Source organism: Streptomyces barringtoniae (assembly GCF_020819595.1).
Taxonomy (GTDB): domain Bacteria; phylum Actinomycetota; class Actinomycetes; order Streptomycetales; family Streptomycetaceae; genus Streptomyces; species Streptomyces barringtoniae.
The window spans coordinates 157,133-171,314 of the sequence record NZ_JAJHNP010000010.1 but is presented as its reverse complement, the minus strand read 5'-3'; the positions used below and the strand labels follow the sequence as shown (position 1 = coordinate 171,314).

Annotated in this window: 14 protein-coding genes, 1 tRNA gene and 1 pseudogene; 8 read left to right on the top strand and 8 right to left on the bottom strand. The window is 71.8% G+C overall.

Annotated features, from left to right (window positions below):
• The first annotated feature begins 69 nt into the window (after positions 1-69).
• The 5 genes and pseudogenes from LMU33_RS19990 to LMU33_RS19970 all read left to right on the top strand — a co-directional run bounded on the left by LMU33_RS19990 (position 70) and on the right by LMU33_RS19970 (position 5,194).
• Positions 70-1,134, top strand: a complete 1,065-nt coding sequence (locus LMU33_RS19990; RefSeq protein ID WP_228621853.1) for a peptidoglycan-binding protein — start codon at positions 70-72, stop codon at positions 1,132-1,134.
• 249 nt (positions 1,135-1,383) lie between these two features.
• A pseudogene (locus LMU33_RS19985) lies at positions 1,384-2,178 on the top strand (SPFH domain-containing protein); the annotation flags it as partial.
• Positions 2,179-2,328: 150 nt separating this feature from the next.
• Complete coding sequence (locus LMU33_RS19980) at positions 2,329-2,934, top strand: lytic polysaccharide monooxygenase auxiliary activity family 9 protein (RefSeq protein WP_228621852.1); 606 nt, start codon at positions 2,329-2,331, stop codon at positions 2,932-2,934.
• A gap of 118 nt (positions 2,935-3,052) precedes the next feature.
• Positions 3,053-3,517: a DUF3592 domain-containing protein gene (locus tag LMU33_RS19975; RefSeq protein WP_228621851.1), complete on the top strand. Its 465-nt coding sequence runs from the start codon at positions 3,053-3,055 to the stop codon at positions 3,515-3,517.
• A 39-nt stretch (positions 3,518-3,556) separates the two neighbouring features.
• Complete coding sequence (locus LMU33_RS19970; protein WP_228621850.1) at positions 3,557-5,194, top strand: AMP-binding protein; 1,638 nt, start codon at positions 3,557-3,559, stop codon at positions 5,192-5,194.
• Positions 5,195-5,250: 56 nt separating this feature from the next.
• Here LMU33_RS19970 and LMU33_RS19965 read toward each other — a convergent pair.
• From LMU33_RS19965 to ehuB, 6 genes are all read right to left on the bottom strand, one after another.
• Positions 5,251-5,324: transfer RNA gene (locus LMU33_RS19965), tRNA-Lys, on the bottom strand.
• Between the two features lie 85 nt (positions 5,325-5,409).
• Positions 5,410-6,168 (bottom strand): IclR family transcriptional regulator, encoded by a 759-nt coding sequence (locus LMU33_RS19960; protein WP_228621849.1) that lies wholly within the window; start codon positions 6,166-6,168, stop codon positions 5,410-5,412.
• Between the two features lie 210 nt (positions 6,169-6,378).
• Entirely contained in the window at positions 6,379-7,161 is a 783-nt protein-coding gene (gene ehuA / locus LMU33_RS19955; protein WP_228621848.1) for an ectoine/hydroxyectoine ABC transporter ATP-binding protein EhuA, read from the bottom strand.
• Positions 7,151-7,801, bottom strand: a complete 651-nt coding sequence (gene ehuD / locus LMU33_RS19950) for an ectoine/hydroxyectoine ABC transporter permease subunit EhuD (protein WP_228621847.1) — start codon at positions 7,799-7,801, stop codon at positions 7,151-7,153. The genes ehuA and ehuD overlap by 11 nt, the downstream gene beginning before the upstream one ends.
• On the bottom strand, positions 7,798-8,517 hold the full coding sequence (gene ehuC, locus LMU33_RS19945) for an ectoine/hydroxyectoine ABC transporter permease subunit EhuC (RefSeq protein WP_228621846.1): 720 nt from the start codon (positions 8,515-8,517) through the stop codon (positions 7,798-7,800). The genes ehuD and ehuC overlap by 4 nt, the downstream gene beginning before the upstream one ends.
• On the bottom strand, positions 8,514-9,440 hold the full coding sequence (gene ehuB, locus LMU33_RS19940) for an ectoine/hydroxyectoine ABC transporter substrate-binding protein EhuB (RefSeq protein ID WP_228621845.1): 927 nt from the start codon (positions 9,438-9,440) through the stop codon (positions 8,514-8,516). The genes ehuC and ehuB overlap by 4 nt, the downstream gene beginning before the upstream one ends.
• Positions 9,441-9,487: 47 nt before the next feature.
• Here ehuB and LMU33_RS19935 point away from each other — a divergent pair, with 47 nt between their 5' ends.
• Positions 9,488-9,982 (top strand): DUF3830 family protein, encoded by a 495-nt coding sequence (locus LMU33_RS19935; RefSeq protein WP_228621844.1) that lies wholly within the window; start codon positions 9,488-9,490, stop codon positions 9,980-9,982.
• Positions 9,983-9,994: 12 nt separating this feature from the next.
• Here LMU33_RS19935 and LMU33_RS19930 read toward each other — a convergent pair whose 3' ends face one another.
• Complete coding sequence (locus tag LMU33_RS19930; protein WP_228621843.1) at positions 9,995-11,410, bottom strand: amidase; 1,416 nt, start codon at positions 11,408-11,410, stop codon at positions 9,995-9,997.
• Between the two features lie 32 nt (positions 11,411-11,442).
• Positions 11,443-12,393, bottom strand: coding sequence for a D-2-hydroxyacid dehydrogenase (locus LMU33_RS19925; RefSeq protein WP_228621842.1), 951 nt, complete (start codon positions 12,391-12,393; stop codon positions 11,443-11,445).
• A 138-nt stretch (positions 12,394-12,531) separates the two neighbouring features.
• Between LMU33_RS19925 and LMU33_RS19920 the strand changes: the two genes are divergently transcribed.
• Both LMU33_RS19920 and LMU33_RS19915 read left to right on the top strand, forming a co-directional pair.
• Positions 12,532-13,332, top strand: coding sequence for a maleate cis-trans isomerase family protein (locus LMU33_RS19920; RefSeq protein WP_228622005.1), 801 nt, complete (start codon positions 12,532-12,534; stop codon positions 13,330-13,332).
• Entirely contained in the window at positions 13,329-14,066 is a 738-nt protein-coding gene (locus LMU33_RS19915) for a maleate cis-trans isomerase family protein (protein ID WP_228621841.1), read from the top strand. Before LMU33_RS19920 ends, LMU33_RS19915 begins: the two co-directional genes overlap by 4 nt.
• Positions 14,067-14,182: the final 116 nt, after the last annotated feature.

Sequence of the window (14,182 nt, the reverse complement as noted above, 5' to 3'; positions counted from 1 at the left end):
TGGACAGTTGGAAAACTGATCAACGTGCACACTCGCGGACCAAGCCCCTTCGAATGTGAGGTAGATCGCATGACGGCTCCGGTGTTCGAGGACTTCGACCCCGCCCGCGACTGCGACTGCCCCGGCTGCGTCCAGGAGCGACGAGCCGGCCCCGGTCTGGCATCCGGCCGCCCCCGCATCCGCCCGGCGACCTGCGGGATCGTGGCCGTGGCCGCCGCGTCCGCCGTCCTCGGGGCGGTCACCCCGGCCGCGGCCCTCGCTCCCGGCCGCCCCGCCGTGGTGAAGGGCCTTCGCGCCCCCGACGACGGCGAGTCCGACACCCCGCAGGGCGCCAAGGGCCCGTTGTACGGACCGAAGGGCAAACCGGCGGGGCCCGACACCGTTCCGATCCCCGCGACCACCCGGACCAAGATCATCGACCGGGCCAAGGTCTGGGTGACCGCAAAGGTGCCGTACAGCATGGACACCTACTGGACCGACGGCTACCGGCAGGACTGCTCGGGCTATGTCTCCATGGCCTGGGGACTGCCGGGCAACGAGTGGACGGGCAGCCTCGACCAGTTCGGGGTGAAGATCACCAAGGCGGAGCTCGAGCCCGGCGACATGCTGCTCTTCCACAATCCCAGCAACCCCGAGAAGGGCTCTCACGTGGTGATCTTCGGCGGCTGGACGGACTACACCCACGCCTATTACACGGTCTACGAGCAGACACCCCCGCATACCCGCAGCCAGGCCACCCCGTATCCCTACTGGAGCAACGCCGACAAGTACGTCCCGTACCGCTACAAGGGCCTGACCTCCGGGACGAAGGGCGAGCAGTCCGCCTCGGCGACCGAAGCGGTGCCGGTTTCGCACGGGGTGCCCGGCTATCCGGGCCGGGGCTCCTTCCGGCCGGGCGCGGAGAACGCGTACGTCGCACAGTTGGGCCGCCGACTGGTGGAAAAAGGTTTCGGCAGGTTCTACCCCACCGGTCCCGGTACGCGCTGGGGCGAAGCGGACCGACGTGCGGTGGAGGCCTTCCAGCGCACCCAGGGCTGGCGCGGCGGCGCGGCGGACGGCTACCCGGGGCCGGAGACCTGGCGCCGACTGTTCGCCGACGCGGACCCGGGCTCGGACAGCTCGACGGACCTCTGAGCGCTGGGCCGGGCGGGCGGTTGCTGTGTTCGGCTGGGTCAGGCGGGCGGTGTGTGGGTGTCGGGTGGACCGCCCTCCGGCCACCGGGCCGGGCGGCCGCCCTCCGGCCCCCATCCAGACGACGTCCTCCGGCCCCCGCCCGTGCGACCGCCCCCGACCGCGAAGGCGGTCGCTCCCGACTGCCAGGGCCCTGTCCGTCCGTCCCGACCCCTGTTCACGACGCCGCTGGCGCGGAGGCTTGAGGTACGCATGAGTACGACCACGTCACGCACACCGCCCGAGTCCGAGGGGCAGCCGGACGGGTCGGTCACCGGGATCCGACGGCACGTCAGCGGGGGGCAGCCGCGGTCGAGACAGCCGCTGCCAGTGTGCTGCCGCCTGCCGGAGGTCGGCCCGGAGCTGGTGGAGCGCCCGGCGCGGGTGCTGCCGGGCGCGGCCGGGGTGCTGGCCGGCGTGGCCGGGATCGCCGGCTGTCTGGCCACCTCCTGGTGGGCGGGGCTGCTCCCGGCGGCCGTGGTGAAGGCCCTGCCGCTGCCCGCGTCCCTGGGCGCCGGGCTCGGTCCGGCGCAGTGGGCGGCGTACGCCGGGGCCGGGGCGCTCGGGGTGTCCGGCTTCGGCGGGCTGACCCGGGGGCGGACCGGGCGGGCCTGGGTGCTCGCTCTGTTCGGCCGCTACCGGGGGACGGTGCGGCGCACCGGACTGCTCTGGGTGAACCCGCTGCTGCGGCGGCGCGTGGTCGACGTGCGGCTGCGGCACTGGCGCAGCGAGGCGATGCCGGCGGCGGATCCCGACGGGACGGCGCTCAGGGTGGTGGTGCTGGTGGTGTGGCGGGCGCGGGACACCGCGCGGGCGGTGCTCGGCGTCGAGGACCACGAGAGGTACGTGCGGGAATGTGTGGAGGCGGCGCTGGCGCGGGTGCCGGTGGAGCCGGCGGGCGGGGCGCGGAGCGGGGTGACGGCGGCCGGGGACGCGCTGACCCGGCTGGTCGCGGAGGAGACCGCGCCGGTCGGCGTGGAGGTGTTCTCGGTGCGGCCGCTCCGGGTCACGGTCACCCTTGGCTCGGGGCGCGGGGAGCCGTCGTAGCCCGGCCTGTGATTGGTATGGACATGTTCAACAAGCGGCAATAATCTGGCACTTGGTCTAGACCTACCTGCACAGCTCACCGAACTCCCCACGTTCTCCAGGAGCGGCAGTATGCACACCAGGACCAAGTTGTCCGCGGTCGTGCTGGGCGTGGTGACCGCCGGAGCGTTCGCGCTCTCCACCGGCGGCGCCAGCGGGCACGGCTACACCGACCTCCCCATCAGCAGGCAGAAGCTCTGCGCCAACGGCACGGTGACGGGCTGCGGCGACATCCAGTACGAGCCGCAGAGCGTCGAGGGCCCCAAGGGATTCCCGGCCGCGGGGCCCGCCGACGGCCAGCTCTGCAACGGCGGCCTGAGCCGGTTCGCCCAGCTCAGCTCGTCGACCGCACCGTCCGGCGCGGCCTGGCCCACGACCAGGGTGACGGGCGGGCAGACGTACACCTTCCGCTGGCAGTTCACCGCCCAGCACGCCACGACGGACTTCAAGTACTACGTCACCAGGCAGGGCTGGAACCAGAACCACGCCCTGTCCCGCTCGGACCTCAACCTCACCCCGTTCCTGACGGTCCCGTACAACGGCCAGCGCCCGCCGGCCACCCTCAGCCACAGCGGCACCCTGCCGACCGGGCTGAGCGGGCACCACGTCATCCTCGCGGTGTGGACGATCGCCGACACGGGCAACGCGTTCTACGCCTGCTCGGACGTCACGTTCTGAGGACCGGTCCGCCACAGCACGGAAACTGAGGTTCCCTTGAGGCCGGCCGCCCCTACCCGCGGGTACGTTCCTCGCACGCCGGCCAGGCGGGGCGGCGTACCGACCTCGGGGGGACCTCATGTTCGAGTCGCTTTTCTACGTCGTGCCCGCGCTCATGATCGCCCTGGCGGTCTTCGCCCTGGTCAGGCTCCTGCGCCGGTCGAGGGAGGTGCGCCGGGCCTGGAGCGGTGGGCTGACGGCGGAGGCGCGCTGCCTGCGGACGTACACCACGACCAGCGGCGGCGGTGAGACCTCCGTGAGCACGACGCTCCACCACGTGTACGAGTTCACCACCCGCGAGGGCCGTACCGTCCGCTTCGAGGAGAGCAACGGGCCGGGGACGAGGGTCGAGGGCGACATCGTCACCGTGCACTACACGGCCGAGCGTCCCGAGCGGGCGACGGCGCACGCCCCGGCGCGTGGGCGGCTCGCCGCCGAGTCCGGCTGCGCGGTGGCGTTCTTCAGCGTGTTCATCGCGGGCTGCGTCATCTTCATGGTGGTCGCCCACGCGGCCTTCTCGGCGGCGGACGGCTTCCTGCCCTAGTCTCGTCATCTGACGCTCTGTCAGTTACCGTGCGCATCCATGGAGTCCATGACGCGCACGGTCGCCGAGCTGGTCGCCGCGCGGTGGGACGACCACCGGCCGGGGCTCATGTGCGAGGAGCGCACGCTGACGCAGCACGAGGTCGCCGCCCGCGCCGCCGCCCGCGCGGCACTCCTGGCCGACCTGCTGCCACCCGGTGCCGTCCCGCATGTCGGCGTGCTCCTCGACAACACCGAGGAGTTCCCGCTGTGGCTCGGTGCCGCCGCCCTCGCCGGCGCGGCCGTCGCCGGGATCAACCCCACCCGCCGGGGTGCCGAACTGGCCCGGGACATCCTGCACACCGAGTGCCCGCTCCTGGTCACCGAGCGGGCCCACCTGCCCCTGCTGGCCGGACTGGACCTGCCGGGGGTGCGGATCCTCGTGACGGACGACGAGGAGTACGGCGCCCTCCTCGCCCCCTACGCCGACGCCGTGCCCGACCCGTCCCGCGCCGCACCCACCGACCGGCTGCTGCTGTACTTCACCTCCGGGTCGACCGGCGCCCCCAAGGCCGCGCTGTGCTCCCAGGGCCGGCTGGCGGCGGCCGGTCGGGCGCTGGTGAGACAGTTCGGGGTGCGCGCGGACGACGTGCACTACATCTGCATGCCGATGTTCCACGGCAACGCGGTGATCGCGGACTGGGCGCCCGCGCTGGCCGCCGGCGCGGGGGTCGCGCTGCGGCGGCGGTTCTCGGCGTCCGGGTTCCTGCCCGATGTGCGCCGCTACGGGGCGACGTACTTCACGTATGTCGGGCGGGCCGTCCAGTACGTCCTCGCCACCGAGGAGCGCGCGGACGACCGGGACAACCCCCTGCGGCTCGGTTTCGGCACGGAGGCCGGCGCGGTGGACGCGGCGGCCTTCGAGCGGCGGTTCGGGGTCCGGCTGGTGGAGGGCTACGGCTCCTCCGAGGGCGGCGCGGCGATCCAGTGGGCGCCGGGCACGCCGAAGGGGGCGGTGGGACCGGCAGGCCCGGGGCTGGTGGTGCTCGACCCCGCCACGGGACGCGAGTGCCCGCCCGCCGTGTTCGACTCCGCCGGGCGGCTGCTCAACGGGGAGGAGGCCATCGGTGAGCTGGTGAACCGGGGGCCGAACCCCTTCGAGGGGTACTGGAGGAACCCGGCCGCCGACGCCGAGCGGCGCAGGGGCGGGGCGTACTGGACCGGTGACCTGTTCTACCGGGACGCCGACGGCTATCTGTACTTCGCGGGCCGTACCGACGACCGGATCCGTGTCGACGGGGAGAACCTGGCCGCCGCGATGATCGAGAACATCGTCGCCCGCTACGAGGGCGCGGTGGCCGTCGCCGTCTACGCGGTGCCGGACCCGGTGACCGGGGACCAGGTGATGGCGACCATCGCCGGGTCCTTCGACCCGACGGGATTCGCCGAGTTCCTGGCGGCCCAGCCGGACCTGGGCACCAAGATGGCGCCCCGGTTCGTGCGGGTGGTGGAGCGGATGCCGGTGACGGCCACGAACAAGATCCACCGGGCGCGGCTGCGGCGGGAGGGGTACGTGTGCGCCGAACCGGTGTGGTGGCGGCCACAGGGGGAGGCGCAGTATCGGATTCTCGCCGCCGAGGACGCCCAAGGGGGTGTGGGTGGCGAAGGCCCCGCAACGCGCGGCGCAGCGGCGCAATAACAGAGATGGCGAGCCGGGCCCGCGCTTTCCGCGGACATGGCTCGCCATCGTCATCGTGCGCCGCCAGGGACTCGAACCCCGGACCCGCTGATTAAGAGTCAGCTGCTCTAACCAACTGAGCTAGCGGCGCATGACTCCCGCCCGCCGCGGTCTTTTCCTTCCGCGGCTGGCGACGAAGAAAATACTACCTGGTCCTGAGGGGTGCTCGTGACCAGCTACAGGGTCAGGGACAGCAGTACCGGTGCCGCATTGCGGTTCAGGGCCTCCGCGGCCTGCTTCAGCCGGTGCGCGTGCTCCACGGGAAGCGACAGCGCCAGGCAGCCCACCGAGGAGCCCGCGGTGATCGGGACCGCCGCGCAGACCGTGCCGATCGCGTACTCCTGGAGGTCCAGGACCGGCACCGTCGGCGGCTGGGACTCCAGGCGGGACAGCAGGAGCTTGTCGCTGGTGATGGTGCGCGAGGTGAGGCGGGCCATCTTGTGCCGGGAGAGGTGGTCGCGGCGGGCGTTGTGGTCCAGCTGGGTCAGCAGGCTCTTGCCGACCGCCGTGGCGTGGGCGGAGTAGCGGAAGTCGACCCACTCGTTGACCGCCGGGGTGGTGGGCCCGGCGGCGTACTGGGTGACCCTGACCTCGCCGTCGACGTACCGGCTCATGTAGACCGCCGCGCCGACCGAGTCGCGCAGCCGGTCCAGGGTGTGCTGGAGCTTCTCGCGCACCGCCCGCTCCCGGTCGTGCGCGGAGGTGAGCCGGCGCAGGGTGTCGCCGGTGACGTACGCCCCGTCGGTGATCTGCTCGACATAGCCCTCGCGGCGCAGCATGCGCAGCAGGGCGGTGAGCCGCTCGGAGCCGAGGCCGGTGCGGCGGGCCAGCTCGGTGTCGGTGACGCCTGCGGAATGGCGGGCGACGGTCTCCAGCACGCGCAGGGCGTCCTGGGCCGAGTGGTACGGGGCGGTCGGCTCGTTCATCAGCGCCACGGTGTCCCCCTGCGCTCGCCTGTGTGGGCCGCGAGATCCGGTCGGCGGATCGCTACCACGATAACGGGCAAACCCGGTACGGGGAGAGGGGGTTGGCGAGATTGTTCTGCCCGCCTTACCCCTCCCAACTGCGGCGTAGACCCTCTGGCATATGCCAAAGTCATGACCCAGTGGTCGGACCTCGGCATCTTCCGGATCCACGCGCCGTAGTCACAGGACCGCGCTGAGGAATTCCCGGGTGCGCTCCTGCTCCGGCTCGGTGAAGATCTTGTCCGGAGAGCCCGCTTCGATCACCCGGCCGCCGTCGAACATCAGCACCTGGTCGGAGATGTCACGGGCGAAACCCATCTCGTGGGTCACACAGAGCATGGTGATGTCGGTGCTGCGCGCGATGTCCCTGAGCACGTCGAGGACGCCCGCGACCAGCTCCGGGTCGAGCGCGGAGGTCACCTCGTCCAGCAGCAGCACCTGCGGCCGCATCGCCAGCGCCCGGGCGATCGCCACCCGCTGCTGCTGACCGCCGGAGAGCCGGGTCGGCTTCGCGTCGCGCTTGTCGGTCAGCCCCACCAGCTCCAGCAGCTCCCGGGCCCGCTCCTCGGCCTCGTCCTTGGACATGCCGAGGACCTGCACCGGAGCCTCGGTGATGTTCCGCAGCACGGTCATGTTCGGGAACAGGTTGAACTGCTGGAACACCATCCCGATCTTCTTGCGGACCTCCCGGACCTGCTTCTCCGGCGCCGGGAACAGCTGCTCCCCGTCGACGGTGATCGTGCCCTCGTCCGGTTTGGTGAGGGTCATCAGGAGTCTGAGGATCGTGGTCTTGCCGGATCCGGACGGGCCGATCAGGGTCACGTGCCGGCCGGCGTCGACGGAGAAGTCCAGCCGGTCGAGCACGGTGTTGGCGCCGAACCGCTTGGTGACGTTCTCCAGGCGGATCAGCTCGGTGGGCTGGGCGTCGGTGAGGGAGGGCTGCGGACGGGTCTCAACGGACAAGGCGTCGCTCCAGGGCTCGCAGGAGAAGGGAGGCCAGGTAGGAGATGAGGATGAAGGCCACACCGATCACGGTGACCGGCTCGGTGAACTGGAAGTGCTGCTGGGAGAAGAGCCGGGCCTGGCCGAGCATCTCCAGCACGGTGATCACCATCAGCATCGGCGTGTCCTTGAGCATGGAGATCACGTAGTTGCCGAGCGCGGGCACCACGCGGCGGACGGCCTGCGGCAGGATCACCGCGGTCCAGGTCCGCAGCCGCGGCAGGTTCAGCGCGGTCGCCGCCTCCCACTGGCCGACCGGGACGGCCTCGATGCCGGCCCGGTAGACCTGCATGGTGTACGTCGAGTAGTGCAGGCCGATCGCGAAGACACCGGTGGTCAGCGCGGAGAACGTCACGTTCCACTCGGGCAGCACGTAGAACAGGAAGAACAACTGCACCAGCAGCGGGGTGTTGCGCACGAACTCCGTGACCACCCCGACCGGCCAGCGCACCCACCGGCTCGGCGTCCGCATCAGCAGCGCCCACACCAGGCCCAGGCTGAACGACAGCAGCGAACCGAGAGCCAGGGCCTCCAGGGTGACCCGCAGGCCGTCCCAGAAGTGCGGCATGAACTCACTGACGGCGTTCCAGTCCCACTTCATGCGACGCGCCCCCCTACTCCGGTCGTCTGCGCGCGCTTGAGCTCACGCGCCGCCGAGAAAGTCCCGGCGTCCTTGCCGATCCGGGCCTTCAGCCGCTTCTCCAGCGAACGCATCAGCCGGGTGAGCACGAAGGCGATCGCGAAGTAGATCAGGAGCACGTACGTGTAGATCTCCGCGCTCTGCTGCAGCGCGAGGCGCACCAGGTTCGCGCTGAACGTCAGATCGCCCATGCCCATCACCGACACCAGCGCGGTGCCCTTGAGCAGCTCGACCAGCAGATTGCAGAAGGAGGGCATCATCTCCGGCACGGCCTGCGGCAGCAGGATCAGCCGCATCCGCTGGGCCGGGGTGAAGCTGAGTGCGATCCCGCCCTCCCGCTGCGCCGGATCGACCGACTGCAGCGCGCCGCGCACGATCTCCGAGCCGTACGCGCCGTACGTCAGCCCGAGCGCCAGCGTGCCCGCCCACATCGGCACCAGCTGCCAGCCGAAGGCGACCGGCAGCACGAAGAACACCCAGAAGATCATCACCAGCGCCGAGGTGCCGCGGAACACCTCGGTGTAGAAGCCGGCCACGAACCGCACGATCCACAGCCGGTGAGTGCGCGCGATGCCGACGACGAAGGACACGGCGGCGGCCAGCAAGGCGCTGAACACCAGCAGCTGGACGGTGGTCCAGACGCCCTTCAGTACGAGTTCCCACAGTCCCGGGGTCATCCGCCGCACAGCTCCTTCGCGGTGAGGTCGGTCATCTCGGCCCTGGTGAAGCCGAAGGGCCGGAGTATCCGGAACAACTCCCCGCTCGACTTCAGCTTGTGCAGCTCCACGTTGAAGGCGTCCCGCAGCCTCGTCTCGGTCGGCCGGAACGCGAACGCGCCGCCGTCGACGTGCGGTCTGCCCTTGACCAGCGGCGCGAAGGGCGCGGTGGCCTCCGCCTTGCTCGACTTCTTCACCACTTCCCGCGTGGTGAGCGCCGTACCGGCGAACACGTCGACCCGGCCCGCCTCCACGGCGTTCAGACCGGCTACCTGGTCCGGGACGATGAGGATGTCGCTCTGCTTGTACCCGGCCCCGACCGCGTACTCGATCTCCGCGTATCCGGTGCCGGTGGCGAACTTGGCCTTCTTCGCGACGACGTCCTTGTAGGAGTGCAAGCCCAGCGGGTTGCCCTTGCGCACGATGAACGAATCGAGCATCTGATAGTCCGGATCCGCGAAGATCACCTGCTGGCAGCGCTCGGGATTGACGTACATCCCGGCCGCGACGACATCGAACTGCTGGGAGTTGAGCCCGGGGATCAGCGAGCCGAACTCGGTGGGCACGGGCTGGACCCGGTCCACCCCCAGCCGCTTGAAGATCACCTTGGCCAGCTCGGGCGCCTCACCGGTGAGATGGCCGTCCTTGTCGATGTACCCGAAGGGGATCTCACCGGCGATCCCGAGGCGTACGACGCCCTGCGCGCGGAGGCGTTCGAGCAGGTCACCGCCCTCCTTGCCGGACGCCTCGGCCACCCGAGAGCAGCCCGCAGCGCCCAGCACACCGAGGGCGGCGAGGCCACCGAGCACCGAGCGCCGGGTGTGACGGCTGTGTCTGAGTTCCGGCCGGAATGTGTGTACGTCGTTCCCAAGTGGTGGAGCCATGGCGGCGCGGCTACCCAAGCGGATCCGGGCTATGCACCCTTGTTTTCATGGCCGACCGATTCGTCACCGTCTCGCTCGACAAGCGGGACGTGCACTGCACGGCACGACTGCTGGACGACCGCGCGCCCCTGACCTGCACGGCGGTATGGGAAGCCCTGCCACTCGCGGGCGACGTCTACCACGCCAAGTACGCGCGCAACGAGATCTACGCTCTCTTCCCTCCCTTCGCCTCCACGGAACCCCCACTGGAGAACCCGACGGTCACCCCGATTCCCGGCGACCTCTGTTACTTCTCCTTCGCCGGCACCGAGCTGGGCACCAAGGCCTACGGCTACGACCGCGCCGTCCGCCCCGGCACCACGGTGGTCGACCTGGCCCTGTTCTACGAACGCAACAACCTGCTCCTCAACGGTGACGTGGGCTGGGTGCCGGGAATCGTGTGGGGCCAGGTGGTGGAGGGCCTGGAAGCGATGGCCGAGGCCTGCAACGACCTGTGGCGCAGCGGGGCGGCGGGGGAGACGCTGGCGTTTCGGCGGGCGTGAGCGGCTTGGGCCTCACACACCAGGTGCCCGGGAGACGGTGACCGGTGCCGGCGAGGTCACCCCGGCCTCGTACAGCGCGTGCGCGGCGCGTAGTACCAGGTCGTCGCGGTGCCGGGCGGCGACGAGTTGGAGCCCCACCGGCAGCCCGTCCCCGTCCTTGCCCACCGGGACGGTCGCCGCGGGCTGCTGGGTGAGGTTGAACGGGTAGGTGAACGGGGTCCAGCCGGTCCAGCGCCGGTGGGCCGAGCCCCTCGGCGCCTCCACGCCCGCCTCGAACGCCGTCAGCGGCAGGGTCGGGGTGACCAGCAGGTCGTAGCGCTCGTGGAAGCGGCCCATACGGCGGCCGAGGTCCATGCGGACGTCGACCGCGGCGAGATAGTCCAGCGCGCTGTAGCGGGCGCCCTGCACGCAGATCTCCCGCAGGCCGGGGTCCAGCAGCTGCCGCTTGCGCGGGGAGAACCGCTCGGTGAGCCGGGCCGCGCCGCTGAACCACAGGGTGTGGAAGGCCTCCACCGGTTCGCTGAAGTCCGGGTCGGTCTCCTCGACGTACGCGCCGAGGTCGGCCAGCAAGGCCACCGTCCGCCGTACCGCCGCCGCGACCGCCGGCCGGACCGCGACCTGGCCGCCGAGGGACGGGGAGTACGCCACGCGCAGACCGTGCACGCCGCCGCTCAACGCGTCCTGGAAGGAGCCGGGCGCGGGCGGCAGGCCCGACCAGTCGCGCGGGTCAGGGGCGCCGATGACGTCCAGCAGCAGGGCCGCGTCGGCCGCGTCCCGGGTCATCGGGCCCGCGTGGGAGAGGGTGCCGAACGCGCTCGCCGGGTACAGCGGCACCCTGCCGTACGTCGGCTTCAGGCCGAAGACGCCGCAGAACGCGGCCGGGATACGGATGCTGCCCCCGCCGTCCGTGCCCAGCGACAGCGGGCCCGCGCCGAGCGCCACGGCCGCCGCGCTGCCCCCGCTGGACCCGCCGGCGGTGCGGGAGCGGTCGTGCGGGTTGCGGGTGATGCCGGACAGCGGGGAGTCCGTCACGCCCTTCCAGCCGAACTCGGGGGTCGTCGTCTTGCCCAGGAACACCGCGCCGTGCTCGCGGAGCCGGGCCACCGAGGGCGCGTCCTCGTCCCAACGACCCTGCTCGGAGATCGTCTTGGAGCCGCGCAGGGTCGGGTGGCCGCGCAGGAGGAGGATGTCCTTCACCGTCACCGGCACCCCGTCCAGCAGCCCGGCCGGCTCGCCGCGCCGCCAGCGCTCCTCCGACTCCCGTGCCCGGGTCAGCGCGTCCTCCTCGGTGAGCCGCACGAACGCGTTCACCTCCGGCTGGATGCTGCGGGCCCGCTCCAGGGCCTGCGCGGTCGCCTCCACGGGGCTGAACTCGCCCTTGCGGTAACCGTCGAGGAGCTGGACGGCGGTCAGGTCGGTGAGCTGCATGCACCCTCCAAGAGGCCAAGAGGTCCGAGAGATCAGTGACCGGGGACGTAACCGCGTTTCTTGTCGACCACGTTCACCAGTGATCTGCCCGCCGCCCACCGCTCGTACAACTCCACGAACTGCGCGCCCAGTTCGTCCCGCCAGCCGACCGTGTCCCCGCTCATGTGCGGGGAGACGATCAGCCCCGGCAGTTCCCACAACGGGCTGTCCGGGGGGAGGGGCTCGGCGGTGAAGACGTCCAGTGCGGCGCCCGCGATCCAGCGCCGGGTCAGGGCATGGGCGAGGGCGTCCTCGTCGACGAGCGCGCCCCGGCCGACGTTCACGAAGAACGCCGACGGCTGCATCACGCCGAACCGGTGGCCGTCGAACATGCGGTACGTCTCCTCGGTGAGCGGCGCCGCCGCGATCACCCAGTCCGCGCGGGAGATCAGCCGGTCCAGGTCGGCCGGCCCGTGGATGCCGGTCCGCGGCACCCGCCCGACCAGCGCCGTCGTCACACCGAGGGCCTTCAGGGTGCGTACGATCGCCCGGCCGATCGGGCCCGAGCCGACCACGCACGCGCGCGTGCCCGCCACCCGCCGGCCCTCCCGGTGCCGCCAGGTCCGCTCCCGCTGGTACTCCAGCGTGCGCGGCAGGTCCTTGGCGGCCGCCAGCACCAGGGCCGCCACGTACTCGGCGATCGGCTGGTCGAAGATCCCGCGCGCGTTCGTGACCACCGTGTCGGACGCGGCCAGCTCCGGGCCCAGCAGATGGTCCACGCCCGCGCTCGCCGTGTGCACCCAGCGCGGGCGGGGCCCCGCGCCGGGCCAGGCCTCGCGCACCGCGTGCGAGGTGAAGTCCCAGACCAGCAGGACGTCCGCCTGCGGCAGCCGCTCGGCCAGGTGGGCGGCGTCCGTGTGCACGATCCGGGCGCGGCCGGTCAGCCGGCCGAGGCGCGGCGGCGGGTCGGCGTCCAGCACGAGGAGCGTCGGGAGGGTCGTCATACGGGGCGGCTCCGAGCGTCTGACGTGCGCGGACCATGCGCGGATTGACCACGCTCGCACCCGAATCTACCTTCGTCAACACGGGCGTACTCGCGATCCGTTGCCCACTCGTCTCCCAGCGTGAGGCCGGTGCCAGCCATGGACGTCTCCTTTCTCGGCGGCCCCCGCCCCCAGCGCGGTGTGGGAGTGGTGGCCCCCTTCGACTTCGCCCTGGACCGGGAGCTGTGGCGCTGGGTGCCCGACGAGGTGTCGCTGCATCTGACCCGGACCCCGTTCGTGCCGGTCGAGGTGAGTCTGGACCTGGCCCGGCTGGTGAGCGAGCACGAGACCCTCGGCGACGCCGTGCGCGCGCTGACCGCCGTCGCGCCCGAGGCCGTCGCCTACGCCTGCACCTCCGGCAGCTTCGTCGGCGGGATCGCCGGGGAGCGGGCGATGTGCGCGGCGATGAGCCTCGCGGGCGCGCCGCCCTCGGTGACCACCTCCGGCGCGCTGCTGGAGGCGCTGGCCGAGCTGCGGATCCGGCGCGTCGCGCTGGTCACGCCGTACACCGTGTCCGTGACCCGGGCGCTGGAGGACTTCGTCGCCGAGGCCGGCGTCGAGGTCACCGGGTGCGCCTTCATGGGCCTGACCCGGCGCATCTGGCAGGTGCCGTACCGGGACGTCGTCGCCATGGCCCGGCAGGCGGTGAGCCCCGGCACCGCCGACGCGCTCTTCATCTCCTGCACCAACCTGCCGACGTACGACGTGATCCCGCAACTGGAGGCCGAGCTGCGCATTCCCGTGCTGTCTGCCAACCAGGTCACGATGTGGGCCGCGCTGCGCCGACTGGGTACCCGAGCCGTGGGGCCCTATCAGGCGTTGCTGGACGAGTCGGCGCGCGCCTGGCCCTCCGCACTGCCCGAAGAGACGCCGGAAGAGACGCAGGAAGGCTGGACATGACCGCACTCGGATTCCTTTACCCGGGCCACTCCGCCGAGGACGACTATCCGCGCATCGAGCAGCTCCTGGGCAGCGACATCCGGGTGGACCTGGTGCACACCGACATCGGCGAGGACGCGCACCGGGTGACGGCGCTGCGCGAGATGGGCTCCGCGGAGCGGCTCGCGGCGGGCATGGAGCGCCTGCGGCTGACCGGGGCCGAGACGGTGGTGTGGGCGTGCACCAGCGGCGGTTTCGTGCACGGCTGGGAGGGCGCCCAGGAGCAGGTGCGCACGCTCGCCCGGCTGGCCGGGATGCCCGCCTCCTCGACGTCGTTCGCCTTCGTGCACGCGGCCCGGGAGATCGGGGTGCGCCGGGTCGCGGTCGGCGCGACCTACCCGGAGGACATCGCCGCGCTGTTCGCGGACTTCCTGGGGGCCGCGGGGCTCGAGGTGACCGGGATGCGGTCCTCGGGGATCGTCACGGCGGCGGAGGTCGGCACCTGGGGCGAGGAGGACGTGCTGACGCTGGCCCGGGCGGCCGACGTCCCGGACGCGGAGGCGGTACTGCTCCCGGACACGGCCCTGCACACGGCCGCGCATCTGTCGGTGCTGGAGAAGGCGCTGTCCAAGCCGGTGCTCACGGCGAACCAGGTGACCGTGTGGGAGGGGCTGAGGCTGGCCGACCGGCGGGTCAACGCGCCGACGCTGGGGACGCTCTTCACCCGCGAGCCCCTGGTGCAGGTACGGGAATAACCGGGGACTGCCTCCTGTTAGTGGGCGCAGGACAGCTCACGCGCGAAACAGGAGGCCCGCACCGTGTCGGCAGACGAGGCAGACGAGATCCGGGGCACAGCAGACGAGGTCCGGGG